General features: G+C 62.6%; 22 protein-coding genes and 2 pseudogenes. 14 read left to right on the plus strand and 10 right to left on the minus strand.

The window, feature by feature from the left end; genetic code table 11:
- Window positions 1-21 precede the first annotated feature (21 nt).
- The 3 genes from HAP41_RS33835 to thiD form a co-directional block, all read right to left on the minus strand.
- Complete coding sequence (locus HAP41_RS33835) at window positions 22-1,065, minus strand: glycosyltransferase family 4 protein (RefSeq protein ID WP_166090069.1); 1,044 nt, start codon at window positions 1,063-1,065, stop codon at window positions 22-24.
- Entirely contained in the window at window positions 1,065-1,877 is an 813-nt protein-coding gene (locus HAP41_RS33840; RefSeq protein WP_028153339.1) for a UDP-2,3-diacylglucosamine diphosphatase, read from the minus strand. The genes HAP41_RS33835 and HAP41_RS33840 overlap by 1 nt, the downstream gene beginning before the upstream one ends.
- 226 nt (window positions 1,878-2,103) lie before the next feature.
- Window positions 2,104-2,904 carry a bifunctional hydroxymethylpyrimidine kinase/phosphomethylpyrimidine kinase gene (thiD, locus tag HAP41_RS33845; RefSeq protein WP_166090064.1) on the minus strand — a complete coding sequence of 267 codons (801 nt, stop codon included), beginning with the start codon at window positions 2,902-2,904 and terminating at the stop codon, window positions 2,104-2,106.
- A gap of 128 nt (window positions 2,905-3,032) precedes the next feature.
- Here thiD and HAP41_RS33850 point away from each other — a divergent pair, with 128 nt between their 5' ends.
- The 5 genes and pseudogenes from HAP41_RS33850 to HAP41_RS33870 form a co-directional block, all read left to right on the plus strand.
- Window positions 3,033-3,278 carry an Lrp/AsnC ligand binding domain-containing protein gene (locus HAP41_RS33850; RefSeq protein WP_014493934.1) on the plus strand — a complete coding sequence of 82 codons (246 nt, stop codon included), beginning with the start codon at window positions 3,033-3,035 and terminating at the stop codon, window positions 3,276-3,278.
- A gap of 296 nt (window positions 3,279-3,574) precedes the next feature.
- The gene (gene ypfJ, locus HAP41_RS33855; RefSeq protein ID WP_224580670.1) at window positions 3,575-4,681 is read left to right on the plus strand and encodes a KPN_02809 family neutral zinc metallopeptidase; all 1,107 of its coding nucleotides are present in this window, start codon (window positions 3,575-3,577) and stop codon (window positions 4,679-4,681) included.
- A gap of 156 nt (window positions 4,682-4,837) precedes the next feature.
- The gene (locus HAP41_RS33860) at window positions 4,838-6,403 is read left to right on the plus strand and encodes an alpha/beta hydrolase (RefSeq protein WP_166090051.1); all 1,566 of its coding nucleotides are present in this window, start codon (window positions 4,838-4,840) and stop codon (window positions 6,401-6,403) included.
- 122 nt (window positions 6,404-6,525) lie between these two features.
- The gene (locus HAP41_RS33865) at window positions 6,526-7,869 is read left to right on the plus strand and encodes an IS1380 family transposase (protein ID WP_166053720.1); all 1,344 of its coding nucleotides are present in this window, start codon (window positions 6,526-6,528) and stop codon (window positions 7,867-7,869) included.
- Window positions 7,870-8,135: 266 nt separating this feature from the next.
- Window positions 8,136-8,551, plus strand: a pseudogene (locus HAP41_RS33870) (IS630 transposase-related protein); the annotation flags it as partial.
- 48 nt (window positions 8,552-8,599) lie between these two features.
- Here the strand turns inward: HAP41_RS33870 and HAP41_RS33875 are convergent.
- From HAP41_RS33875 to tnpA, 4 genes are read right to left on the minus strand one after another with little or no spacing between them, the layout of a single operon-like run.
- Window positions 8,600-9,202 (minus strand): plasmid pRiA4b ORF-3 family protein, encoded by a 603-nt coding sequence (locus tag HAP41_RS33875; RefSeq protein WP_166055583.1) that lies wholly within the window; start codon window positions 9,200-9,202, stop codon window positions 8,600-8,602.
- Window positions 9,199-10,764, minus strand: coding sequence for an IS66 family transposase (tnpC, locus tag HAP41_RS33880; RefSeq protein ID WP_166055670.1), 1,566 nt, complete (start codon window positions 10,762-10,764; stop codon window positions 9,199-9,201). Before tnpC ends, HAP41_RS33875 begins: the two co-directional genes overlap by 4 nt.
- A 51-nt stretch (window positions 10,765-10,815) precedes the next feature.
- Window positions 10,816-11,169 carry an IS66 family insertion sequence element accessory protein TnpB gene (gene tnpB, locus HAP41_RS33885; RefSeq protein ID WP_166065968.1) on the minus strand — a complete coding sequence of 118 codons (354 nt, stop codon included), beginning with the start codon at window positions 11,167-11,169 and terminating at the stop codon, window positions 10,816-10,818.
- Window positions 11,163-11,585 (minus strand): IS66-like element accessory protein TnpA, encoded by a 423-nt coding sequence (gene tnpA, locus HAP41_RS33890; RefSeq protein ID WP_166079858.1) that lies wholly within the window; start codon window positions 11,583-11,585, stop codon window positions 11,163-11,165. The genes tnpB and tnpA overlap by 7 nt, the downstream gene beginning before the upstream one ends.
- 89 nt (window positions 11,586-11,674) lie before the next feature.
- On the opposite strand from tnpA, the pseudogene HAP41_RS33895 reads away from it, so the two are divergent.
- The 5 genes and pseudogenes from HAP41_RS33895 to HAP41_RS33915 form a co-directional block, all read left to right on the plus strand.
- A pseudogene (locus tag HAP41_RS33895) lies at window positions 11,675-12,205 on the plus strand (IS630 family transposase); the annotation flags it as partial.
- 351 nt (window positions 12,206-12,556) lie between these two features.
- Window positions 12,557-13,417: a tyrosine-type recombinase/integrase gene (locus HAP41_RS33900; protein ID WP_029085027.1), complete on the plus strand. Its 861-nt coding sequence runs from the start codon at window positions 12,557-12,559 to the stop codon at window positions 13,415-13,417.
- A 20-nt stretch (window positions 13,418-13,437) separates the two neighbouring features.
- Complete coding sequence (locus HAP41_RS33905) at window positions 13,438-14,664, plus strand: IS91 family transposase (protein ID WP_166061603.1); 1,227 nt, start codon at window positions 13,438-13,440, stop codon at window positions 14,662-14,664.
- 407 nt (window positions 14,665-15,071) lie between these two features.
- Window positions 15,072-16,418: an IS5 family transposase gene (locus tag HAP41_RS33910; RefSeq protein ID WP_166053956.1), complete on the plus strand. Its 1,347-nt coding sequence runs from the start codon at window positions 15,072-15,074 to the stop codon at window positions 16,416-16,418.
- 36 nt (window positions 16,419-16,454) lie between these two features.
- Window positions 16,455-17,237, plus strand: coding sequence for a potassium channel family protein (locus tag HAP41_RS33915; RefSeq protein ID WP_166105627.1), 783 nt, complete (start codon window positions 16,455-16,457; stop codon window positions 17,235-17,237).
- Window positions 17,238-17,307: 70 nt separating this feature from the next.
- On the opposite strand, the gene HAP41_RS33920 is transcribed toward HAP41_RS33915, so the two are convergent.
- Window positions 17,308-18,132, minus strand: coding sequence for an NAD-dependent epimerase/dehydratase family protein (locus HAP41_RS33920; protein WP_166089908.1), 825 nt, complete (start codon window positions 18,130-18,132; stop codon window positions 17,308-17,310).
- 91 nt (window positions 18,133-18,223) lie between these two features.
- Here HAP41_RS33920 and HAP41_RS33925 point away from each other — a divergent pair, with 91 nt between their 5' ends.
- A complete protein-coding gene (locus HAP41_RS33925) occupies window positions 18,224-19,192 on the plus strand; it encodes an SMP-30/gluconolactonase/LRE family protein (protein WP_166089900.1) in 969 nt (322 codons plus the stop codon).
- A gap of 273 nt (window positions 19,193-19,465) precedes the next feature.
- Here the strand turns inward: HAP41_RS33925 and HAP41_RS33930 are convergent, their stop codons facing one another.
- Together HAP41_RS33930 and HAP41_RS33935 are read right to left on the minus strand one after the other, a co-directional pair.
- Window positions 19,466-20,896 (minus strand): aldehyde dehydrogenase family protein, encoded by a 1,431-nt coding sequence (locus HAP41_RS33930; protein ID WP_166089893.1) that lies wholly within the window; start codon window positions 20,894-20,896, stop codon window positions 19,466-19,468.
- Window positions 20,897-21,165: 269 nt separating this feature from the next.
- Window positions 21,166-23,529 carry a thiamine pyrophosphate-binding protein gene (locus tag HAP41_RS33935; RefSeq protein ID WP_166089882.1) on the minus strand — a complete coding sequence of 788 codons (2,364 nt, stop codon included), beginning with the start codon at window positions 23,527-23,529 and terminating at the stop codon, window positions 21,166-21,168.
- A gap of 135 nt (window positions 23,530-23,664) precedes the next feature.
- Between HAP41_RS33935 and HAP41_RS33940 the strand changes: the two genes are divergently transcribed.
- From HAP41_RS33940 to HAP41_RS33950, 3 genes are all read left to right on the plus strand, one after another.
- Window positions 23,665-24,126: an Lrp/AsnC family transcriptional regulator gene (locus HAP41_RS33940; protein ID WP_014497003.1), complete on the plus strand. Its 462-nt coding sequence runs from the start codon at window positions 23,665-23,667 to the stop codon at window positions 24,124-24,126.
- A gap of 96 nt (window positions 24,127-24,222) precedes the next feature.
- The gene (gene ppk2 / locus HAP41_RS33945; RefSeq protein ID WP_166089860.1) at window positions 24,223-25,143 is read left to right on the plus strand and encodes a polyphosphate kinase 2; all 921 of its coding nucleotides are present in this window, start codon (window positions 24,223-24,225) and stop codon (window positions 25,141-25,143) included.
- A gap of 51 nt (window positions 25,144-25,194) precedes the next feature.
- Entirely contained in the window at window positions 25,195-25,722 is a 528-nt protein-coding gene (locus tag HAP41_RS33950; protein ID WP_224580669.1) for a TAXI family TRAP transporter solute-binding subunit, read from the plus strand.
- The last annotated feature ends 13 nt before the right edge of the window (window positions 25,723-25,735 follow it).

Consider the following 25,735-nt stretch of genomic DNA (forward strand, 5'->3'; position numbering starts at 1 on the left):
GCGCGCGATGAACCTTGGTTTTCAGGCTACGAAACTAACCGGCTCCGCCCCATTCCTGCCTGGAAGCACCGCGCCAACCGCCTTGATGCTGTCCACAAACGCCCTCGCCGAGGCCTCCCAGGTGTAATTGGCGGCGAATTCGACGCAGTCCTGCCGGGACACGTCGAGCGCCGCGAAGCAGGCGTTGCGCAGATCGTGATCGAGGGCGCCGACCGGTGCATCGCCGATCACGTCGCGGGGGCCCTTCACCGGGAAGGCCGCAACCGGCAGGCCGCTGGCGAGCGCTTCCAGCAGGACCAGGCCGAACGTGTCGGTCTTGCTGGGGAACACGAACACGTCGGCCGCAGCATAGATTGCCGCCAGCGCCTCGCCGTGCTTCTCGCCCAGGAAGATCGCATCCGGATAGGCTTCTTCCAGCGCGACCCGCGCCGGGCCGTCGCCGACGATCACCTTGGTGCCGGGCAGATCGAGATCGAGAAACGCCTCGAGATTCTTCTCTACTGCCACCCGGCCGACCGAGAGAAACACCGGTGCCGGGAAGCAGAGATCGATGGCGCGGGGGTGGAACAGGCTGGTGTCGACGCCGCGCGGCCACAGCACGACGTTGTCGAAACCGCGCTCGCCGAGCTCGCGGGCGAGCGCAGGCGTTGCCGCCATCACGGCGCGGCTGGGCGCGTGAAATCGGCGCAGCGCCCGCCAGATCAGGGATTCCGGAACCGGCACGCGGGCGCGGACATATTCGGGAAAGCGGGTGTGGAAGCTGCTCGTGAACGGCAGCTTGCGCTGGCGGCAGTAGCGGCGGACCATCAGTCCGATCGGCCCCTCCGTCGCGATGTGGATGCTGTCGGGGCGGGCCTCTTCGATCAGCTTCGCGATCCGCGCCGGGCGCGGCATGGCGAGCCGCACGTCGCGGTAGCTCGGCATCGCAAAGGTGCGGAACGATTGCGGCGTCAGGAACGTGAACTCGACACCGAGCCCCTCGGCGGCGTCTGCGAGCTTGGTCAGCGTCCGAACCACACCATTGACTTGCGGGTGCCAGGCGTCGGTCGCGACCAGGATGCGCATCAAGCGGCCCTTGCTGCGACCTGCGGGACCTGTGCCGGCTTCCGCGCCTGATCCGCCCAGGTGATGATCTCGAAATGACCATCGTCATGCTCGACCAGCGCCGTGCAGCTCTCGACCCAGTCGCCGCAATTCATGTAGCGGATGCCGCCCTCGTCGCGGATCACGGCATAGTGGATGTGGCCGCAGATCACGCCGTCGGCGTCGTGACGCCGCGCCTCGGCGGCGAGCGCCTGCTCGAACGCGCCGATATAGTTGACGGCGTTCTTGACCTTCTGCTTGGCCCATTGCGACAGCGACCAATAGGGCACCTTGAACATGCGCCGGAAGAAGTTGACGAAGCGATTCATCTGGATCGCGAAGTCATAGGCCTTGTCGCCGAGATGGGCGAGCCAGCGCGCGTTCTGCACCACGAGGTCGAAGATGTCGCCGTGGATAACGAGATAGCGCTTGCCGTCCACGCCGGTGTGGACGGTATTCTCGACCACGTCGATGCCGCCGAAATGCGTGCCGTAATAGTTGCGCAGGAACTCGTCGTGATTGCCGGGAATGTAGATGACCTTGGCGCCCTTGCGCGCCTTGCGCAGCAGCTTCTGGACCAGGTCGTTGTGCGACTGCGGCCAGTGCCAGCTCGATTTCAGCGCCCAGCCGTCGACGATATCGCCGACGAGATAGATCGTATCGGCATCGTGGTAGCGCAGGAAGTCGAGCAGCAGGTCGGCTTGAGAACCGCGGGCTCCGAGATGAACGTCGGAGATGAACAACGTGCGAAAGCGCCTTTCAGGGCTCTCGTCACTCACATCGTAACTTCCCATGCGACAGCCTGTAACAATATCCCGTGACAGGGGGATGACCAATGAACCTTTGAGGCACCCTCGGATACGAATCAAACCTCGCCTCGCCCGTCCCGCGAATATCAGTCGCATGCGACAATCCGGCGACATGACGCCGCAACGGCCTCCGCAAGACCCCGGAACCGATGGCTGATCAGGTTAACGGCAGCGGTCCCGCGCGCCGCTGGCGGTGCGCTCGCGGCCCGGATCAGTAAAATTTGTGGAAATGATGGATCGGCCCGTGGCCGTGGCCGACGCTGAAGCGGTCGGCGGCCGCGATCGCTGCGCTGATCCAGGCCTTGGCGCTCCGCACGGCCCGCTCGAGATCCTCGCCCCTGGCAAGCCCCGCCGCGACGGCCGAGGACAGCGAGCACCCCGTGCCGTGGGTGTTGCGGGTGGCGACCCGCGGCGCCGCAAGCGCGATCGTGTTGTCGGCATCGACGAGATAGTCGATGCTTTCGGCGCCCTCGCCGTGCCCGCCCTTGATCAGGACCGCACGGCAGCCCAGCGCCAGCAGCCGGCGCCCCTGGCTCTCGATCTCGGCCTCGCGTGTCGCGACGGGCTCGTCGAGCAGAGCCGCGGCCTCGGGCAGATTAGGCGTGATCACCGACGCCAGTGGCATCAGTTTCTTGCGCAGGGCTTCCACGGCCTCCGCGGCGAGCAGGCGATCGCCGGAGGTTGCGACCATCACGGGATCGAGCACGACATGCCCCGGCTTCCAGCGCGACAGCGCCGCCGCGATCGCATCGATGCTGGCGGCCTGCGCCACCATCCCGATCTTCACCGCGCCGACCTCGAGATCGGAAAACACGGCATCGATCTGCGCGGTGACGAATTCGGCGGGCACCGCGTGGATGCCGGTAACGCCGCGCGTGTTCTGCGCGGTCAGGGCCGTGATCGCGGAAGCGCCATAGACGCCGAGTGCGGCAAATGTCTTCAGGTCGGCCTGGATGCCGGCGCCGCCGCTCGAATCGGAGCCGGCGATGGTGAGCGCCACGGGCGTCGTCATGGGGCGATCTTCCGCGTTTTTGAGACCATCACCCGTCCTAGCGCGCACCCCGGTGGCCCGCAAGTTCGCTTGCTAAATCCGGCCGATTTTGGCCTATTAGCCGCCAGATATGCTTCGGAGTGACTGCAATGGTTCCTTTTTTCGTCCAGATCAAATGCAAGCTCGGCCAGTCCTACACGGTCGCCAACGCGCTTGCCGAAGCCGAGATCGCCTCCGAGATCTACTCCACGGCCGGCCATTACGATTTGCTGGTGAAGTTCTACGTCGACAAGGACACCGACATCGGCCACTTCATCAACGAGAAGGTGCAGGTGCTGCCGGGCATCCAGGACACCCTGACCATCATCACCTTTAAGGCGTTTGGCGCGAGCTAGGGTGTGCACGAGGGCCGGATGGGAAGTCCGCTTCCGAGACAGCGCAGCGGACCAATTGTGCTCAAAGTGAGTTCTTCGGATTTTGACCATCGCATACATCATCCAGCGCTCGCCCCCCTCTCGCGCTAACAAGGCCCAACGCGCTTCATCGATGACGGCCGCGTCGACATCGCGCCAATGTCCGGTCAAAAAACGGATAGTCTCCAAGTGGTTGGGGCCATCGTAGCCCACGCGCTTAGGTCCGCGGAGGAACAATTCGGCGGCCCGATCGCGTGCACCTATGCCGCGCGCAAAGTGTGAAATATTTCATTGAACATACAACCCTGGAATGCTCTTTTCACACGGATCGTGAGCGCCGGGGGCCGGCAATGCCCAAAGGACCGCTTGTTTCGATAGCAGTTGCTGTCTGGGTGCTTTGCACAGGCGGCTTAGCCTGGGCGGTTCGCCCAGCGGCGATAGACCCCGCTGCCATCCTCCGTAACCAAGTCGACAAGATTGGTCCGGGTTCAGTTGTCTTTAATCCTCCGACGGAAATGACGGTCGGCTATCACGAGCCAATAGCCGTCCAGCCGCTCCAACGTCATGGCGTGGCTCAAACTGAACAGATCGAGGTTGGCAGCTTCATGCGGGCTCGCCTATTCGGTGAAGGATTCACGGCAACAACGAGTAGCGATGACGCGCAAGCCGAGTGGCTTTATGCTGAGCTTCCAGCGAAGTCGGGCGACCAGACCGGTGCACCGCGCGACAAAATGTATCTCTTCGTTTCGCGAGTTCTGGGCAGCACGGAGGAGGTCTGGCAGGCAATCTTCGCATCCGATCGCCTAACTTATCGGCCACCCCGTCTCGTCCTGTACACAAGCGCCACCTACGCGGCCTGCGGATTAGCCGAGAAAATCATGGGACCATTCTATTGTCCTGATGATCAGAAAGTCTACCTCGACCTTTCGTTCTTCCAAGAGATGCAGACTGACCTTCACGCCTGCGATTCGAGCGGCGCCGACTGTCAACTTCCTCAGGCCTATGTGATAGCCCACGAAATCGGACACCACGTTCAGAACTTGCTGGGAATTATGCCAAAAGTGCGCGAGCTTCAAGAGAGCATGGAAACGGAGGCGGAGAGAAACCGGTTACAGGTTCTTCTCGAATTGCAGGCCGATTGTCTCGCCGGCATTTGGGCGCGTAAAATTAAAGAGAAAGCGAAGATCAACGCGAGCGACATAGCAGCGGCAATTCGAACGACAGAAGCACTAGGCAACGACACCCTGCAGAAAAGTGCCTTGGGGTACGTAGTGCCTGACTCGTTCACTCATGGCAGCGCTGCGCAGCGCCATCATTGGTTCGATGTCGGTTACGCAACTGGATTGGTGAAGAGCTGCAACACCTTTGCTGGAGCGCGGCAATGAGACCCGACCTTCCCGACTCTCAACAGCCGATGTCCGACGACGACTGCATACTTCCGAGCGGGACCGCTGGCGGTACGGGAGCCCCCACCGAACGAAGAGAAACTCTGCGACGAACGCCTGCCCGGTCTCTTGCATTTTCATTTTGAGGGGAGTGCCGTGCCCCAGCATTGGTTAAAATACTTGGCTGTTTGGTCAATTGCTTTCGCAACGGGCTTCGGGAGCAGCTACGCGCAACCGATCGTCGCCGAGCGAGACGTCCTTCAGATCTGCGAAGCGTTTTCGCGGAAGGCCCCAGAGCGAATGCCGGCAATTGTTCAGCCGGAAGCTGCCAAAAATTTCGTTGGGAGATACGCTCGCTTTTCGGACCGGCTACGAGGCTGCCTATCGGCATCGGAGCGCGAGCGCGAGCCAAATAGCGTGACTTTTTTGATTCAGAACACACAGTATGAGAGTTACTGGAAGTTCCTCACTGATTCCAACTCAGTTCAATGGATTTCTATCGAGAGGTTTAGGCCCGTCACGCTGGCAGATGATGAGCCATGGCGCGCGCCTTTTGATGTGACAGCAGCCCCGATCAGGCCAACGATTAAACCCGGCGGCACCAAAATAGACCCGGATATCCAAGGCGGCGCGATTCAAAACTCCAGCGTCGACACACGTATCGTTGAGTTTTTCTATGCAACGAACCGCAAACAGTCGGACACTCCCCCCGATGTCGAAGGCCATCCCCAGCCCGCATTCACAAGCGATGGACCTCCTGTCTACAGCTTAAACGGCTGGACTGCTGTCAGCGGCTACACAGGCGAGCGCAACCCTGATCTGAGTGTCGGGATCGTTCGCGTCCGGGTGCCTGAAGGACACCACATCGGAAACATAGAATTGCCCCCGAGCCTTAAGCTCTTCGGATTTGAGTTGAGACGAGACACACTTGACCCAACGAAGCATTTTACTATTCGCAGCATCGAGAAAACAGACGAAGCGAAATGGATAAAAACGCTAGCGTCAACAAAGAAGAAAAAGGCTCTCGTGTTTGTCCATGGCTTCAATACCAAATTCCGCGACGCCGTCTTCCGGGCAGCGCAGATAACTTGGGATCTTCAGTTCAGAGGCTCCACAATCTTATTCTCATGGCCGTCTCGCGGGGATATCGCGGACTATCTCTATGACAAAGAAAGCGCGTTGGCTTCGCGCACGGCCTTTCTTCGCGTGATCGACGATCTTTACAAAGCCGGATATGACAACATCGATGTGATAGCTCACAGTATGGGGAACTTGATCGCAGTTGAGGCCCTATCAAATAGCGCCGCGACACGATCACCCACGGCTATCGCGCAGTTGATTATGGTCGCCCCCGATGTGGACCGAGACATGTTTGTTCAAGACATTTCCGGCGTCGCAAAGGTCACCAAAGGGCTTACGCTTTACGCATCCAAGAACGACAAGGCCTTGCAGCTATCGAAGCGTATTGCCGGAGGTATCCCGCGCGCGGGAGATGTACCTGATGCCGGGCCAGTTGTTTTGCCTGGACTTTGGACGATTGATGTCAGTCTGATTGGAGATGAACTGTTCGGACTAAATCATAACACGTTCGCCACAACACGAAATGTGCTTAACGATCTTGCGATACTACTTATGGAAGGCAAGCCGCCACCACGGCTAGTTGAGATCCGGGGCTTCCCTGAGCCTCCCCAAAAAGCCGCGTACTTCCGCTACATACCCTAGCCCGTCTTATTCGTCAGAGGGCGCCTGAGAGGCTGGCGAGCGTGGTGTAAAGCGCTGATGCGGCGTAGGATTCGGTTGCGAAGCCAACCCCATCACCTTCAGCCGCGAACACCACGCCCGCCATGACCGACGATACGATTCTGCCCTTCTCGTTTCCAGCCGTTCACGCCAAGAAAGTCACAGCTGCCTTCGATGGCGGTCGGCTGACCTCGAACGGGGGCGTGATGCTTCTGGCGATGGCCGAGCGGCGTCTCGGCTTGGCCGACAATTTGGCCCGGGTGTTCCCGGATCGGCGCGATCCGACGCGGGTCGTGCACAGCCTGGTCGATATGTTCCGCGCGCGCATGTTCGCGATCTGCTGCGGCTACGAGGACGCCGACGACCTCGATCATCTGCGGTCCGATCCCGCATTCAAGCTGGCCTGCGGACGGCTGCCGGACACGGGTCGCGATCTGTGTTCCCAACCGACGCTGTCGCGTCTGGAGAATGCTCCGCGCCTGCGCGACGTGATCCGACTGACCTACACTTTGGTCGACGCATGGATGGATAGCTACCCGCGCGAGCCGGCATCCGTCACGCTCGACATCGATGATACCTGCGATGTCGTCCACGGCCATCAGCAGCTCTCGCTGTTCAACGCTCATTATGACGAACGCTGCTTCCTGCCGATCCACGTCTACGACACGGAGAAGAGCCGGCCCGTGGCGGTCGTGCTGCGGCCCGGCAAGACGCCGGGCGGCGTCGAGGTGCGTGCCCATCTGCGCCGCCTGGTACGGCATATCCGGACGCGGTGGCACAACACGCGAATTACGTTCCGTGGCGACGGGCACTATGCCCGGCCGGAGGCAATGGCGTGGTGCGAGACCAACGGCATCGACTACATCTTCGGTCTGTCCGGCACCAAGCCGCTCGCCAGAAAAGTCGACGCGGTCGCCGACGACATCCGCACGCGACGCGCCATCGAGAACCTGCCGGTTCTGCGCGGCTATACCGAGACGCGCCACAAGGCAAAGTCCTGGGATCGCGAACGACGCACCGTCGCCCGTATTGAGGCGACGATGCTCGGCCTCGACATCCGCTTCGTCGTCACCAGCCTCGATGTCGGCTCGGCCGAGTGGATCTACGACAGCCTGTATTGCGCGCGCGGCCAAGCCGAGAATCTGATCAAGCTGCATAAGACGCAGCTCGCCTCCGATCGCACCAGTTGCCGTTCGGCGCTCGCCAATCAAGTCCGCCTCGTTCTCCATACCGCCGCTTATTGGCTGATGCTGACCGTGCGCGACGCCATTCCCAAAGTCCGGGAATTGGCCACTGCCGAGTTCGCGACGCTGCGTCTTCGGCTCTTGAAAATCGCCGCCCGGGTTGTCGAGACCAAGAGCCGCATTCGCCTTGCGTTCGCCGCGGCATGTCCCGAAGCCGACCTGATCCGCAGCTTGCCCGGCGCGCTGCTGCCGCTCGGTCCTTGACCGGTGGGGCGTCCGCCCGCGTTCACCCAACCCATCCCTCAAGCGCGTTGCAAAGTACCGGTCGTCAGGCGGTGAAAAGCCGAAGGCAATCCTGTGCGCCTCGTCAGCGGAGGTGTGCGGATGCACCAGTCGGACCAAAATACCGCGCTCTCACGAATAGGGCGGGCTAGACTAGAGCATTTTCCGACCGGAAAGAATCGGGTGGGGATTCCCAAAACGGCGCGAGTCAGATTCAAGCTGCATGCTGGCGAGGGAGGCCAGCATGTATGGCCAGGGCGCTTTCGGTTGATCTTCGCCAAAGGGTGGTAGCCGCGATTGACGGTGGCATGTCCTGTCGACAGGCTGCTGAGCGCTTTGGTGTCAGCGCGGCCAGTGCGATCCGCTGGCGCGCTCGCCTCAAGAAAGTTGGCGACATCGTTCCTAAACGCCAGGGCGGTGACCGCAAATCGCAGCGCATCGAAGCGCATTCGCAATTGATTCTGGAGGCGGTGACAGCGAGGCCGGATATCACGCTTGCCGAGTTGCGAGAACTGTTGAAACGTCATGGAATATCGACTGGCATCGCGTCGCTCTGGCGTTTTTTCCAGCGCAGAAAGATCACACTTAAAAAAAGACAGCGCACGCCGCCGAGCAACGGCGCGGCGATATAAATGCCGCACGTGAGGAGTGGTTCGAAGGGCAAATCGACCGTAAGCGTAGCTCTGCGGCCCTTTTGAATGGCGCTTGACGCCTATTTTGTTCGCGTGGCGCGTCGCCGCGGCTTCCTTGTGTCGGACAACGCGTTGACGGCGGCTTCGAGTGCCTTCCGGTCGACGACGTTGGGATCGAACCGCTCCGGGCCCCAGAGGCGCATGTGTCCGTGCTCGGGATGGGCGGGGTCGCTGATGGCGGCGAGGTATTCGGCATAGCCTGGCGCACCGCCGACGTCTTCCGGAGGACAACGACCGGCGGCCTCGAGCAGGAAGGGAAGCCCCTCCGTCGTGGTGTTCTCGAACCATTTTTCGAGCTTGATCACATGGTCCCAGCTGTCGCCGAAGTCATAGAGATAGTGGATCGTCTTGGCGCCGGTCTCGCGAACGATATCGCACAGCCGCGCTTTGCGGGCATCCATGGGCTGGTGACCGTAATCATTGTCGGGGTCGGGAATCCCCCAATGTGCCTCACCAGCAAAGAACTCGAAGAGGTGACTGTTCGTCCAGCCGAATGCCTCCTGAAGCGTCAGATGCAGCCGATCAAGGCGCAGGGTGACGGGTACGACAAGGCGACGCATCACCTCCGGCTTCACATCCTTGAGGGTCACCTTGATCCGGACCGCGGTCGTGTTCAGGCTCATGCCGCCAGCCTCGGATCGCGTGTATGCATCGTATAGGTCGACGCCCAGGGAAGCAGTTCGTCCAGTCGCGCTGCAGGCCAACCATTGACGAGCTTGGCGAGAACGTCAGCGAGCCAGTGCTCGGCACTGACGCCATTGAGCTTACAGGTCTCAATGAGCGAAGCCAGCAATGCCCAATTCCCGGCGCCTTCGTCGCAACCGGCAAAAAGAGAGTTCTTGGCGTTGAGCTTGATCGGTCGCATCGCACGCTCGACAGCATTCGTGTCCATTTCGATGCGCCCATCATCAAGATAGAGCGTCAGGCCGTCCCAATGACGTAGTGCATAGCGCAAAGCCTTCGCCGTGTCGCTCTTCTGCGCAAGGTGATCGAGCTTGGCCTCAAACCACTGCTTCAAGGCTGCAACCAGAGGCCGGGTATGCGCTTGTCGGCCAGCACGGCGCTCGTCCGCAGATCGGCCGCGGAGGGCCTTCTCGACCGCGTAAAGCTGGGCGATGCGCTCAAGAGCCTCGCGGGCAACCGGAGCTGGCGCAGGCGCAGCCTCCCGCTCGATCTTCACAAACTGGCGCCGCAGATGCGACCAGCAGAAGGCGAGCGTCCCGGACAGGGCGTCCGCACGCGTCTCTCGGGTCATGGTCTTGTAAGCCTGATAGCCGTCGCAGTGGATGATGCCGCGATAGCCCTCCAGCAGCCGCAAGCCATGAACGGCGCCGCGGCCCGGTGCATAGGCATAGACTACCCCAGGCGGATCAGGTCCGGCCCAAGGCCTGTCATCGCGTGACAGCGCCCAGAAGTAGCCGGTTTTTGTTCTGCCGCGCCCCGGATCCAGCACCGGCGCCGGGGTCTCATCGACACAGAGCTTCGAGGAGGCGAGCAGAAGCTGGCGCAGACGATGCCACACGGGCTTCAATTCCTGGGCGGCATAGCCGACCCAGAAGGCGAGCGTGGAACGATCCAGCGCTATTCCGTGCGTCGCCAGCATCTGCGCCTGGCGGTAAAGCGGCAAATGCCAGTGATACTTGGCATCGATCACATGCGCGACCAGCCGCTCGGTGGGCAATCCTCCCCTGATCAATCGCTCGGGAGCCGCGTGCTGCAGGACGACGCCATGACAGGCGCGGCAGGCCAGCTTGGGACGGCGGGTGATGATGACGCGATACTGCGCCGGAACGACGTCGAGCCTCTGGCTCTCATCCTGACCAATCTCGAAGAGGTTGCCCTTACAAGACGGGCAGCAGCTCTCGGCCGGCATCATAGTCTCGATGACGCGCGGCAAATGCTCCGGCAGCTGACCACGGTTGGCTCTGCGCGCGGCAGCTCTCTTCTCGCCTGTTTTGGGATTGGCACGATTCTCGGCGGCTTCGAGAGCCGCAACGGCCTGATCGATATCCTCCAGAACAAGCTGCAGCTGATCAGCGTCCAGCTTTTCCGAGGACCGACCGAACTGCGCATCTTTCGCAAGCTTGAGCAACCGCTCGAGCCGGGCGCAGCGATCCAGCAGAGCCGCGGCAAAGGCACGCAACTCGGCTGGATCGCTCGGTAGCTCATCAGGCAAATCACTCATTGGCCCGAGCTTGCCATGCTTCGCGTCACGATGCAGCGATGATTTGCATTTTTACGCAAGCGCTTTCGGCTGCGGGATCCGAGGCGCGTGCATGCGCGTCCAATCCATGCCGGCCAGCAGTGCTGACAGCTGGGCCCCATTCATCCGCATCACACCGGCCACGATGGGTGGCCATTTGAAGCCGCTGCCATCGAGCCGCTTCCAGTACATCACAAGGCCGCTGCCATCCCAGACGACGATCTTCACCCGATCGGCGCGCTTCGCACGGAACACCACCGCCACGCCCTTCATCGGGTCATGGCCCAGCGTATCCTTCGCCAGCAGCGCCAAGCCCTCTGCACCCTTCCTGAAGTCCACAGGTTGCGTCGCCACGTAGATCATGAGGCTCGCCGGCATCGTCAGCATGAACGTGTCCATCGCAGCGCAATGAACACATCGCTCAACGCAGCAAGGCCAGGCGCCCCGCGCACCTCCACGCGCGCGCCCTGGAACTCAACCGTAACAATGGCTGCTTCCGGCGAACCGGAGGGCTCTGCGGCCGCAGGCAACGCTAATTCCGACACCACCGGCACGAACGACAGCGTGTCCGCCGACGCCGGCAATACCAACTGGCCCAAACGCGCCCGGCGCCGCCAATCATGCACCTGCTGGGGCCGGCAGCCATGGCGACGAGCGACGTCTGTTACAACCGCCCCCGGTTCGAGGCTTTCCGCCGCAATCTGCGCCTTCAAATCATCCGGCCAGCGCTTTCGACCTGCGCCAGCGAACACTTCAATACGCGGTGACAACGGTCGTCTTATGTCGTCAGAATGGTCGTCCATTGTGAGCACCCTTCCAGAAGATGACTCTTCTAACGGTGCTCTCAAGACTCCGCACAAACAATCAGACGGGCCTCGGCGCTACGCTTACAATCGACCTTGACCCTGAGCGTCTCGTCTTCATCGACGAAACCAGCGCCAACACCAAAATGGCGCGGCGTTACGGGCGCTCGCCACGCGGCGAGCGATGTCGTGCAGCTATCCCACACGGACATTGGAAGACGACGACGTTCACCGCTGGATTGCGCTCCGACGGTCTGATCGCGCCGCTTGTTCTGGACGGTCCAATGGATGGCGACGCTTTCCTGGCCTACGTCGAGCAATTGCTCGCCCCATCGCTGCGGCCGGGCGATACCGTTATCATGGACAACTTGCCCGCTCACAAGGTCCATGGCGTTCGAGAGGCCATCCAGGCGGTCGGAGCTAGCCTGCTCTATCTTCCGCCCTACAGTCCAGACTTCAACCCGATTGAAATGGCCTTCTCCAAACTGAAAGCGCTGTTGCGGGCCGCCGCAGCCCGCACCATGCCCGATCTCTGGCAAGCAATCGCCAACGCTCTCAAACGCTTCTCACCCGAGGAATGTCAAAATTATCTCGTCGCGGCTGGTTACGACGCAACGTGATCGGAAAACGCTCTAGGGCGCGTTTTCATAAATCGCGACGCGTAGATCAGTTCCCTTCGATGTCCGCTATGGCTCGGCAGCGGCGCAAAGTTGGATTCACTTATGGTCCGAGTTGGGGCCATTTAGTCGTCCGTGAACAAGGCTCTAAGCGATTGAGCGAGAGTCTGTTTTTCGGATTTGAGACGGTTTGAGATTGCAGGGATTGGGAGGTAAAGACCGCCAAAGCCTGCAAATTCGATTGTGGATTGAACGAAGCCGCTGCCGCGGCGTAGGGGGCAAGGTGGCATAGATCGCCTCCTGGCTGAGAGGATGTGGGTGTTGGAGCCCACCCCCTCAGACAGGAGTATCGAGATGGCCGATTTGAGCCCTCTTCGCCGCCGCATGATCGAAGACATGACCGTCCGCAATCTGTCGCCGGCGACGCAAAGATCCTACATCAGCGCGGTTTCGAAGTTCAGCCGCTATTTTGGCCGATCGCCTGACCGGTTAGAGCTGGAAGACGTCCGCGCCTTCCAGGTGCATTTGGTCTCGACCGGCATCTCATGGCCGGCGCTGAACCAGATCGTCTGTGCGCTACGGTTTTTCTACGGCGTCACGCTCGGCGAGGCGCTCATCCCAGAGCGCATTCCCTATGCGCGAGAACCGCGCAAGCTGCCGGTCGTTCTCAGCGCCGACGAAGTGGTTCAGTTTCTTGAAGCGGTATCGAGCCTGAAGAGCCGCGCCGCGCTCACCACCGCCTATGCGGCCGGGCTCAGGGCCTCGGAGGTTGCGGGACTGCGGATCGAAGACATCGACAGCGCCCGCGGCGTCATCCAGGTGCGCCACGGCAAGGGCGCGAAGGATCGCAACGTGATGCTGTCGCCCCAGCTGCTGGGCATCCTGCGCACCTACTGGCGGCTCGCCCGGCCGCGGCTTTATCTGTTCCCTGGTCGTGACGAAGATCATCCGATCGATCAGACCGTGCTGCATGCCGCCTGCCGGTCGGCGGTGAAGGCTGCGGGCCTGACCAAGCGCGTCACGCTGCACACGCTGCGCCACAGCTTCGCGACACATCTTCTCGAGAACGGAACCGATATCCGGATCATCCAGGTCTTGCTCGGGCACAATAATTTGTCGTCGACAGCGCGCTACACGCAGGTCGCCACCGATACGATCCGAGCGACGCAGAGCCCGCTCGATCGCCTGTCGCTGGAGGTGACGCCACCTGGATGACCCGCAGCGGGATGCGGGTCATGACCCGCTCCGACATCCGCTCCAACAGGCCCGCCATCGAGATTGCCGATATTCTGCGCCGGCATGGCGACGCCTATCGCCGTGTACATGCCGGTCATCTGGGGCGGGTCGAGCGGCGCGTGATGAGCGCGATCGTTGCGTGCCGGACCGAGGCGCTCGGCGGCCACATGCAGGCTTGCGACGACTGCGGCACGACACGCGTTGCCTATAATTCCTGCCGCAATCGGCACTGTCCGAAGTGTCAGGGGAGAGCCCGAGCCGCGTGGCTCGCCGCGCGTCAAGCCGACCTGCTTCCGGTTCCCTATTTCCACGTCGTCTTTACACTTCCCGCACCGATCGCCGCGATCGCTTTCCAGAACAAGGCCGTCGTCTATGCCATCCTGTTCAAGGCTGCCGCCGAGGCGATGACGACGCTCGCCGCCAATCCACGCCGGCTCGGCGGTGCGATCGGCGGCGTCGCCGTCCTCCACACCTGGGGACAGACGCTGATGCATCATCCCCACGTCCATTGCGTCGTTCCGGGTGGCGGCCTCTCGCCCGATGGCGCGCGCTGGACCGCTTGCCGACCGAACTTCTTCCTGGCCGTCAAACCGTTGTCCAGACTATTTCGCACACTTTTTCTCAAACGTCTGTCGGCAGCCTTCAACTCCGGTGCCTTGCGTTTCTTCGGCGATCTCGGAGCTCTGGCCGAGCCGGCTGCCTTTGCGGCCCACCTCGACGCCATGCGACGCATCAACTGGGTTGCTTACGCCAAGCGGCCCTTCGGCGGACCCGCACAGGTCCTGGCCTATCTCGGCCGCTACACCCATCGCGTCGCGATCGCCAACAGCCGGCTCGTCGCACTCGACGACGATCATGTCGCCTTCTCATGGAAGGACTATCGCCAAAACAGCGCGACAAAGATCATGAATCTCAAGCCCGATGAGTTCATTCGCCGTTTCCTGCTTCATACGCCGCCTGACGGCTTCCACCGCATCCGCCACTTCGGCTTCATGGCCAACCGCCATCGCGCTGCCAAGCTCGCCCTTTGCCGCGAACTTCTCGATCATGAGCGAACAGCCCCAAACGATGGCCAGCCGTCGCCTGTGGATTCGGAGGCTCAAACCTGGGCCGAGGTTCCTGCCTGTCCCGATTGTGGTGGCGTCATGCGCATCATTGAGCGCTTTCGACATAGCTTCAGACGCCCCAGCCCTCGAACATCACCGTTCCGATGCGACACATCGTGAGCCAAGTCATGTCGTGCACGACGATCATCATTCGTCATTTCGCTCCCAGCGTCTCGATCATCGCGGACGATGTCGAATCCGTGCTGTCACACTGCGCGACAACAACCGTCCGATGCAGCAAAAGGCCTATCGCGATCTCAGGCGAAGCGCGTCTGATCTCAACTCTTCCAGGATGCGCACTCCTGTGTCTCTGCCTCACGCGCCGAGCCAGCAGATCGGGCATGGCGATCTCGAACAATCCCCATAGCTGCAAAACCGCGAATAGCCTCCCGCGCCTTCGTTCAATCCGGCTTCAATGAGGTCGCGTCATAAGCGCCTGCCGCGCCCTCGCGTGAGCGCGACCTCACAGAACCCTCCAGATTCCCTTTCGCAGCGGACCATGATTCTGTGTTGCATCGGAGGGGACGATGCGACCGAAGAAGCACAAGACGACGGGATCGAACGACCTGTTCCGGGCGCGGCTGGACCAGATCATCAATCTGAAGCACGAGCTGGTTCTGTTGGCCGGCAAGATCGATTGGGACTGGATCGACGGCGAGATCGCGCCGCTCTACAGCGAGAACGGCCGGCCGGGGATCGAGACCCGCTTCATGATCGGGCTGCTGTTGCTCAAGCAGATTTACGGGCTGTCCGATGAGGGGATTTGCGAGCGCTGGGTCCACGACCCGTATTTCCAGTACTTCACCGGCGAAGAGTTCTTCCAGCACGCCTTCCCGCACGAGCGATCGGACCTGAGCCATTGGCGCAAGCGGCTCGGCGACAAGCTGGAACTGCTGCTGGCCGAGAGCCTGCGGGTGGCGCACGAGGCCGGCGCGTTACGCGGCCAGGACCTCAAGCGGGTCACGGTCGATACCACGGTGCAGCCAAAGGCCATCACCTTTCCGACCGACGCCAAGCTGCTGCATGCGGCCATCAAGGGGCTCAATCGCCTGGCGAGAAGGCACGGCGTCAGGCTGCGGCAGTCCTATTCTCGGATCGCCAAGGCCGCCGCGATGATGGCGGGCCGCTACGCCCATGCCAAACAATTCAGGCGGCATCAGCGGCAGTTGCGTATCCTGCGCTCAAGGCTCGGCCGGATCATCCGCGATATCCGCCGCAAGATCGACGGCCAGCCAGCCCTGGAGGAGGCGTTCGCCCTTCCGCTTGGCCGGGCCAGCCAGATCCGCTCGCAGCAGCAGCGCCAACGCGGCTGGAAGCTTTATTCTTTCCATGCCCCGGAGGTGGAGTGCATCGGCAAGGGCAAGGCCTCCGCGCCGTACGAGTTCGGCGTCAAGGCTTCCATCGTCACCAACAACCGCCGAGCTCCCGGCGGTCTGTTCGTGCTACACGTCAGGGCGCTGCCCGATAATCCGTATGACGGTCACACCCTGCGCGACGTCATCGACCGCACCGAGGCACTCACCGGCTGTCCGATCGAGCGGGCCTATGTCGACAAGGGGTATCGCGGCCACGACGCTCAAAATCCACGTCGCGTCTTCATCTCCGGCCAGAAGCGCGGCGTCTTCGGGATCATCAAGCGCGAGTTGCGCCGCCGATCCGCCATCGAGCCCATCATCGGACACCTGAAGGCCGAAGGTCACCTCGGGCGCTGCTACCTCAAAGGCCGCGCAGGAGACGCCGCCAACGTCGTCCTCTCCGCCGTAGGCCACAACTTCCGCCGCATCCTCGCCTGGCTGAGAGATTTCTTGGACCTGTTCCTGATCCGGATATGGCGCACGTTCACATGTCCCATCCCGCTCAATTCGGATTCTTAACGGACGACTACGAAGGGACATGGGCCGCTCGACGCCATCGCCGTCCCATTTGAGGCCCTGAAGGGCAGGATCCGGGAACTTTACGAAGGCGACACGTTCGGCTGCATAAAATTCCGATACGCCCTGCTTGCGCTGGACGTCGTCACGGTTCTGTTCATCATCGCGACCTCGTTCCTGCCTCGCAACAGGGCCATCGAGTCGCTCGATGTGGTGTTCGGCGTGCTGATCCTAGCGGATTTCGCCGCACGGATGATCATCAGCCGCCGGCCGCTGCACGACCTGGCGCGGCTTTCGACCTGGACCGACATCGTCGTCATCATCTCGTTCCTTGCGCCGCTCGCCGGAGAGGCCGGCGGCTTCCTGCGCGCATTTCGAACACTGAGGCTGCTGCGCGACTATCAGATGGTGGCGCGGCTCCGGGTCGACAGCGCCTTCTTCCGGCGGAATGAGGAAGTGGTCTTTGCCGTCGCGAACCTCGGCGTGTTCATCTTCGTGATGACCGGGATCGTCTACGAGACGCAGAAGTCTCACAATCACCAGATCGCCAACTATGCCGACGCGCTCTACTTCACGGTGACCGCACTGACCACGACCGGCTTCGGCGACATCACCTTGCCCGGGACCGTCGGCCGCCTGATCACCGTCGTCATCATGATCTTTGGCGTGACCCTTTTCCTGAATCTCGCCAAGGCACTGCTCGCACCCTCCAAGGTACGCTTCCCCTGTCCGGTTTGCGCCCTGCAGCGCCACGATGTCGACGCGGTGCATTGCAAAGCTTGCGGCACCGTATTGAATATTCCCGATGAAGGCATGGACTAGGCTGCATGCCGGCGCGAGTGCCGCGGAGAGGCCCCCTCACCTCATAACTGTGGAGAGGGGGCATGACATTTCAGCGCTTATTCCAATCAATGATCCGGCTCGTGTCGCCGTCGAACTCGTTGCTGCAGAACGCGCCGCCCTGGTAGTGGTCGCCGACCGGATCCGGCTTCAGCTTGGCCTGCTCGGCCATCGCGTGCTCGCGGAAATCCTCGGCGCGCCCCGTCGGGCGATAGCCGAATTCGTAGGCGCGGTGGTTGTCCCACCAGGCGCGCTCGTTGAGGGAGGCGCCGTAGAAGACCTCGAAATGGATGTCGGGATGTTCGAGCCCGATGCGGCAGAGCTGCACGAGGTCGTCGGGCTTCAGCCAGATCGAGAGCCGGCGCTGGTCGAGCGGCATGTCGCCGAAATTGCCGATGCGCAGGCAGGTCACCTTCAGGCCATGCTTGTCGGCGTAGAGCGCGCCGACGGCCTCGCCGAACACCTTGCTGACACCATAACGGCCGTCGGGGCGCGGGGTGACGTCGGCCCCGATCTTGTGGTGGCGGGGATAGAAGCCGACGGCGTGGTTGGACGAGGCGAACACCACGCGCTTGACACCCCTGCGGTAGGCGGCCTCGAACAAATTGTAGCCGCCGATGATGTTGGCCTGGAGGATTTGGTCCCAGGTGCCTTCGACCGAATAGCCGCCGAAATGGATGATGCCGTCGACGCCCTCGCAGATCGCCTCGCACTGCGCGAGATCGGCGAGATCCGCCGCCTTGAATTGTTCGCTCGCGCCGAGATCGGCGGGCGGCTTGATGTCGGAGAGCAGGAGATCCGGATAGATCGGCGGCAGCAATTTTCGCAGGCTCGTGCCGATTCCGCCCGAAGCTCCCGTCATCAAAATACGCGGCATGTCTTCCCTCGCCTGTGGTGACCGATTTGCGGCCGTAGATAACTGATGCTAGCAGACTTGGACAGAGGGAACGCAACAAAGAGACCTGCACATGAACGATGCATCGTCCCACACTCAAGGCTGGCGGCCGGCGACCTATTACCCCGATCCGGCGATAAAAGCACTGGACCCCCGCTTCGAGAAATACTGGCTGAAGCTGTCGGCGGTGGAGCGGCTGGCGACCGGCCTGCGCTGGGCCGAGGGTCCCGTGTGGTTCGGCGACGGCCGCTATCTCCTGTGCAGCGACATCCCGAACCAGCGCATCATTAAGTGGGAGGAGGAGACCGGAACCGTCTCGGTTTTCCGAAAGCCCTCGAATTTCGCCAATGGTAACACGCGCGACCGCCAGGGCCGGCTCGTCACCTGCGAGCATGGCGGCCGCCGCGTGGTGCGCACCGAATATGACGGCAGCATCACCGTGCTGATGGACTCATTCGGTGGCAAGCCGCTGAACTCGCCGAACGACGTCGTGGTGAAGTCCGACGGCTCGATCTGGTTCACCGATCCGACCTTCGGCCTGCTTGGCAATTACGAGGGCTACAAGGCGGAGCCCGAGATCGAGCCGAACGTCTATCGGCTCGATCCTGCAACGGGCAAGGCGACCATCGTCGCCGAAGGCGTGCTCGGTCCTAACGGGCTGTGCTTCTCGCCCGACGAGAAGATTCTGTATGTCGTGGAATCGCGCGGCGTGCCGAACCGAAAAATCCTCGCCTATGACGTCTCGCCTGACGGCACCACGATCTCCAACAAGCGCGTCCACATCGATGCCGGCCCGGGCACGCCGGACGGCATGCGCTGTGACATCGACGGCAATCTCTGGTGCGGTTGGGGCATGGGCGATCCCGAGCTCGACGGCGTCGTGGTATTCGCGCCCGACGGCGTCATGATCGGCCGCATCGCGCTGCCCGAGCGGTGCGCCAATCTCTGCTTCGGCGGCGTCAAACGCAACCGCCTCTTCATGGCCGCGAGCCAGTCGATCTACGCGCTCTATGTGAACACGCAGGGCGCGGTCGGGGGATAGGCGTTCCGCAGAGATGGTCTCGTAGGGTGGGCAAAGCGAACGCGTGCCCACCCTCCTTGTTCGTCGCGGAATGGTGGGCACGTCGCTTCGCTCCTCTGCCCACCCTACGAGATCTCTCCTCCGTCATTGCGAGCGAAGCGAAGCAATCCAGAGTCTTTCCGTGGAGACAGTCTGGATTGCTTCGTCGCTGCGCTCCTCGCAATGACGACGGAGCAAAACGAAAAACGCCGGAGCGGTCTCCCACTCCGGCGTCATCTTTGTTCAGGCGAAAACTTACGCCGCGTTGAAGCCCGCAACGGCCTTCACTTCGAGGAAGTCTTCGAGGCCGTACTTGCCCCATTCGCGGCCGTTGCCGGACTGCTTGTAGCCGCCGAACGGCGCGGAGCGGTCGTTGGGCACGCCTTGGAGATTGACGTTGCCGGCGCGGATCTGGCGACCCACGCGCTTGGCGTCCTCAACCGAAGCGCCCGAGACGTAACCCGCGAGACCATAGGGCGTGTCGTTGGCGATGTGCACGGCTTCGGCTTCGTCCTTGGCGCCGATGATGGTGAGCACCGGTCCGAAGATTTCTTCACGGGCGATCGTCATGTCAGGGGTGACGTCGGCGAAGATGGTCGGACGGACGTAGAAGCCCTTGTTGACGCCTTCGGGCAGGCCCGGACCACCGGCGACGAGCGTTGCGCCCTCGTCGATGCCCTTCTTGATGAGGCCCTGGATCTTGTCCCACTGGCCGCGGTTGACGACCGGACCAATGGTAGTGCCTTCAGCGCGGGGATCACCGGCCTTGGTCTTGTCGGCGACGGCCTTCGCGATCGCGGCGACTTCCTTCATCTTCGACAGCGGCACGATCATGCGCGAGGGCGCGTTGCAGGACTGGCCGGAGTTGTTGAACATGTGCATCACGCCGCCGGTCACCGCCTTCTGCAGGTCGGCGCCTTCGAGGATGACGTTCGGCGACTTGCCGCCGAGCTCCTGGCTGACGCGCTTCACGGTCGGCGCGGCGCGCTTGGCCACATCGATGCCGGCGCGGGTCGAGCCGGTGAACGAGATCATGTCGATGTCAGGATGCTCGCTCATGGCGGCGCCGACCTCGGGGCCGAGGCCGTTGACGAGGTTGAACACGCCCTTCGGCACGCCGGCTTCATGGAAGATTTCGGCGAAGATCAAAGCCGAGGTCGGGGTGAATTCCGACGGCTTCAGGATCATGGTGCAGCCGGCGGCGAGCGCAGGCGCGACCTTGCAGGCGATCTGGTTCAGCGGCCAGTTCCAGGGCGTGATCATGCCGACCACGCCGACCGGCTCGCGCAGCACCATGGCGGTGCCGACCGGTTCCTCGAAATGATAGTTCTTGAGCACGTCGAGCGTGGTCATGAGGTGGCCGAGGCCGGCGCCGGCCTGGAGCTTCTCCGCCATCGGCAGCGGCGCGCCCATCTCGTCGGAGACGGCGGCGCCGATCTCCTTGAGCCGACCCTTGTAGACCTCGATTACTTTCGTGAGCAGCGCGACGCGCTCCTCGCGGCTGGTCTGGGAGAAAGTTGCAAAGGCGCGCTTGGCAGCAGTGACGGCCTTGTCAACGTCAGCCTTGGAGCCCAGCGCAACCTCGTACATCGCCTCTTCCGTCGCGGGATTGACCACGGCGGTGGACTTCTTGACGGCGGGATCGACCCAGGCGCCGTCGATGTAGAATTGCATGCGATTGACCATCGTTAACCTCTTCTTGGGGGCTTGGAGGGGGCGTTTCGGCAGGCATCCTTGCACGAAAGCGCCGGCAATTGAACCCGCCATATGCGGGGCCAGCGTTGCGGCGGACGGAGGATATATGAGCCGATGGCGGGAACGAGGCAAGGCTCCCTCAGGTGTCATTCCGGGACGCGCCACTTGGCGCGGGCCCGGAATCCATAACCACGATCGGGAGTGTGGATTCCGGGCTCGACGCTACGCGTCGCCCCGGAATGACAGGGCAGTTACCTCAACTACACCGCCATCTTCCGGTGCAGCACCGGTGCGCCGGTGGTGAGGCTTTCCGCCGCATCGATGATGGCGTTCGCATCGATGCCGTAATGGCGGTAGAGGTCCGCGATCGTGCCGGTCTGGCCGAACTGCTCGACGCCGAGCGCCTCGACGCGATGGCCGCGGACGCTGCCGAGCCAGCCGAGCGCGGAGGGATGGCCGTCGATCACGGTCACGATGCCGCAGTCGCGCGGCAGCGGCGCGAGCAGCTTTTCGATGTGGCTGAGATGCTGCACACCCCGCCGATCGCGCCGCAATTTCCGCGCAGCGGTCCAACCCGCATGCAGGCGATCCGCCGAGGTGATCGCGAGCAGGCCGATGTCGCGGCGGCTCTCGCCGATGAAGCCGGTCGCCTCAATCGCTTCGGGCGCGACCGCGCCGGTATAGGCGATCACGAGTTCGGCATTGGGCCCCGGCTTGCGCAGCCAATAGGCGCCGTCGGTGATGCCCTGCGCAAGCTCCGGCGTCATGATCCGCTGCGCCTGCTCGATGCTGCGCGTCGAGAGCCGCAAATAGACCGAGCCGCCCTCGCCCGGATCGCGCTGCATGTGATTGAAGCCCCACGCCATGATCACGGCGAGCTCGTCGACGAAAGCCGGCTCGAACGAGGCGAGCCCGTCCTGCGCCATGCCGATCAACGGCGTCGCGATCGACTGGTGCGCACCGCCTTCAGGCGCCAGCGTGATGCCCGAGGGCGTCGCTGCCACCATGAAGCGCGCATCCTGGTAGCAGGCGTAGTTCAATGCATCGAGGCCGCGCTCGATGAAGGGATCGTAGAGCGTGCCGACCGGCAACAGCCGCTCGCCGTTGATCTGGTGCGACAGGCCCAGCGCCGAGAGCATGATGAACAGGTTCATCTCGGCGATGCCGAGCTCGAGATGCTGCCCCTTGGGCGAGAAGTCCCAATTGAACGTGGAGGGAATTTTCTCGCTGCGGAATAAGTCCGCCTTCTCGCCGCGCGCGAACAGGCCGCGCCGGTTCACCCACGGACCGAGATTGGTCGAGACCGTGACGTCGGGCGAGGTCGTGACGATGCGTCTGGCCAGCTCGCTGTCGTCGCGCGCGATCTCGTTCAGCACGAGGCCAAAGCCTTGCTGGGTCGACATCTGCGGCGACGGCTTGAACGCCAGCTGCTGGGGCACCTCGATAACAGGCGCGGTCAGCCGACGGCCGTCCTGGTTGAACGGCACGCGCGCAAGGAAGGCGTCGAGCTCGGCGGCGTCCTGCGCGAGGCCCTCGTACTTGTCCCATTCGTGGCCCGCACGAATGTTCTGGCTCTCGCGATATTTCTCCATCTGCGTGACCGTCATCAGGCCGGCGTGGTTATCCTTGTGGCCCTGGAACGGCAGGCCGACGCCCTTGATGGTGTAGGCGATGAAGCAGACTGGGCGATCGTGGTCGATCGACTCGAACGCCTCCAGCATGCTCGCCATGTCGTGGCCGCCGAGGTTCGACATCAGCGCCAGCAGCTCCTCGTCGCTCCGCCTGTCGATCAGCTTGGTGATCGGGCCCTGGTCGCCGATCTCGTCGTGCAGATGCTTGCGGAAGGCGGCACCGCCCTGGAAGCACAGCGCCGCGTAGAGCGCGTTCGGGCAATTGTCGATCCACCGCTTCAGCGCCTCACCGCCTGGCTCGGCAAAGGCCTCGCGCATCAGGCGGCCATATTTCACGATCACCACCTCCCAGCCGAAATTGCGGAACATGGTCTCGAACTTTTCCCAGAGCCCCTCGCGCACGACGGCGTCGAGCGACTGGCGGTTGTAGTCGACCACCCACCAGGTGTTGCGCAGGCCGTGCTTCCAGCCTTCCGCGAGCGCCTCGAAAATGTTGCCCTCGTCCATCTCGGCATCGCCGACGAGCGCGATCATCCGCCCTTCGCGGCGATCCTTCATCCAGCCATGCGCCTTGACATAGTCCTGCACCAGCGAGGCAAAAAGCGTCTGCGCGACACCGAGGCCGACGGAGCCGGTGGAGAAATCGACGTCGTCGACATCCTTGGTGCGCGAGGGATAGGACTGCGCGCCCTTGAAGCCGCGAAAGTTCTCCAGCTTCTCGCGGGTCTGCCGGCCGAACAGATACTGGATGGCGTGGAACACCGGGCTCGCATGCGGCTTCACCGCGACGCGATCCTCGGGGCGCAAGACGCTAAAATACAGCGCCGACATGATGGTCGCGAGCGAGGCGGACGAGGCCTGGTGTCCCCCGACCTTGAGCCCGTCCGCGTTGGCGCGGATGTGGTTGGCGTGATGGATGGTCCATGACGACAGCCACAGCGCCTTGCGGGCCAGCGCGGTCAATGTGTCCAGACGGGCGGTATCAACGGGCATGACAATGGCTCCCGGAAACAGGTCGGACGATGATACGCCTGCGGGCGGCGCCAAACTTCTCAATTTTTCGCGCCATACCCCCGAATATTGGGATACTTTACCAATGGATCAGCACTTCAGACAGGTTTCATCCCAATGCCAGACCTCGACGCCATCGACCGGAAAATCCTCGCTTTGCTCCAGAACGACAGCCGGCTGACCATGCAGGAGCTGGCCGACAAGGTCGGGCTCTCGGTGTCGCCCTGCCATCGCCGGGTCAAGCTGCTGGAGGAGCGCGGCGTCATCAGCCGCTACATCGCGACCGTCGACCAGAAGGCGCTGGGGCTGCATGTCAGCGTCTTCATCTCGATCAAGCTGGCGCGGCAGAAGGAGGAGGATCTGAATCGTTTCGCGCGCGCGATCTCGAAATGGGACGAGGTGCTGGAGTGCTATCTGATGACCGGCAACCGCGACTATCTCCTGCGCGTGGTGGCGGCCGACCTCGCCTCCTACGAGACCTTCCTGAAGACCAAGCTGACCCGGCTCGACGGCATTGCCTCGATCGAGTCGAGCTTTGCGCTCAGCCAGGTCAAATATTCGATCGCCCTGCCGGTCTGACGGCCCCGCCGGGCTATTTCGGAACCGGTGTCACATGGGCGCAATAAACCCCGCCGATGGTCACGGGCGACAGGCACCCTGCCGAAAGAAGGACCCATGACCGCATCCGACCGCACCCCTGAAATGGCCAAACGCGAGCGCATCATCCGGGAAATGACCGACGATCTCGACGAAGAGCTGGAGATGGAGCTCGATGACAGCAGGCTCGACGAGTTGCTGGACGAGACGGACGCGCTCCGCCCGACGGTGGATCGCAGGCTCTATTTCAGGGAATTGCTCCGCCTCCAGGGCGAACTGGTCAAGCTCCAGGACTGGGTACAGAGCGAGAAGAAGAAGGTCGTAGTGCTGTTCGAGGGCCGCGATTCCGCCGGCAAGGGCGGCGTCATCAAGCGCATCACCCAGCGGCTCAATCCCCGCATCTGCCGTGTCGCGGCGCTCCCCGCCCCGAGCGAGCGCGAACGCACGCAATGGTACTTCCAGCGCTACGTGTCGCATTTGCCGGCCGGCGGCGAGATCGTGCTGTTCGACCGCAGCTGGTACAACCGCGCCGGCGTCGAGCGCGTGATGGGCTTCTGCTCCGAAGAGCAATACCAGGAGTTCTTCAAGACGGTGCCGGAGTTCGAGCGGATGCTGATCCGCTCCGGCATCATCCTGGTCAAATACTGGTTCTCGATCACCGACGACGAGCAGCAGTTCCGCTTCAGCATGCGCATCAGGGATCCGCTGAAGCAGTGGAAGCTGAGCCCGATGGATGTCGAGGCGCGCAGCCGCTGGGAGGCGTACACCAAGGCCAAGGAGACGATGCTGGAGCACACGCATCTGCCGGACTCGCCGTGGTGGATCGTCGACGCCGTCGACAAGAAGCGCGCCCGCCTCAACTGTATCGCACATCTTCTGAGTCAGATGCCGTACCAGGAGGTCGCCCGCGTGCCCGTGGTGCTGCCGCCGCGCGTGCGCAATCCCGACTATCACCGCGGCCCGATTCCGCCGGAGATGTACGTGCCTTCGAAATACTGACGGCACCCGCCGCGCCTGCCGTCGGGCGAGCTTGCCGATGAGGAAAGCGAGATGCCCGTGCCAAGCGATCTGAGCGTGAGGAGAGACGCGTCGTCTCGCCGCCGCAATCGCTTTGGCCCGTGGCTCGCGCTCGCAAGCGTGCTCACGGTCGCTCTTGCCCTCGCCTATTGGGTCTGGCAGCCGGCGACGCTACGCATCGCGGTCGGGCCGGCCGGCAGTGACGACCAGGCGCTGATTGCGGCGGTGGCGAAGGCGTTCGACGCAAGGGGTGGCGCGGTGCGGCTCGTGCCGATCGAGACCGACGGCACACTGCAAAGCCTCAATCTGCTCGGCGCCGGCAAGGCCGACCTCGCGGTGGCTCGCGGCGACTTCGCCATGCCGGCCGACACCAATTCGGTGGCGTTCCTGCGGCGGAATTTCGTGGTGTTGTGGGCGCCAGCGGCGCGCAAGGGCGCCGCCAGGCCGAAGATCATGGAGATCGCCTCCCTCACGGGGCGCCGCATCGGTGTCGTCGGCCTTGGCGATGCCAATCTCAATCTGCTTCGTGTCATCCTCGCCGAGTCAGGCGTCAACCCGTAGAAGGTCACGATCG

The sequence above is a fragment of the Bradyrhizobium barranii subsp. apii genome, assembly GCF_011516635.5.
Taxonomy (GTDB): Bacteria; Pseudomonadota; Alphaproteobacteria; order Rhizobiales; family Xanthobacteraceae; genus Bradyrhizobium; species Bradyrhizobium barranii.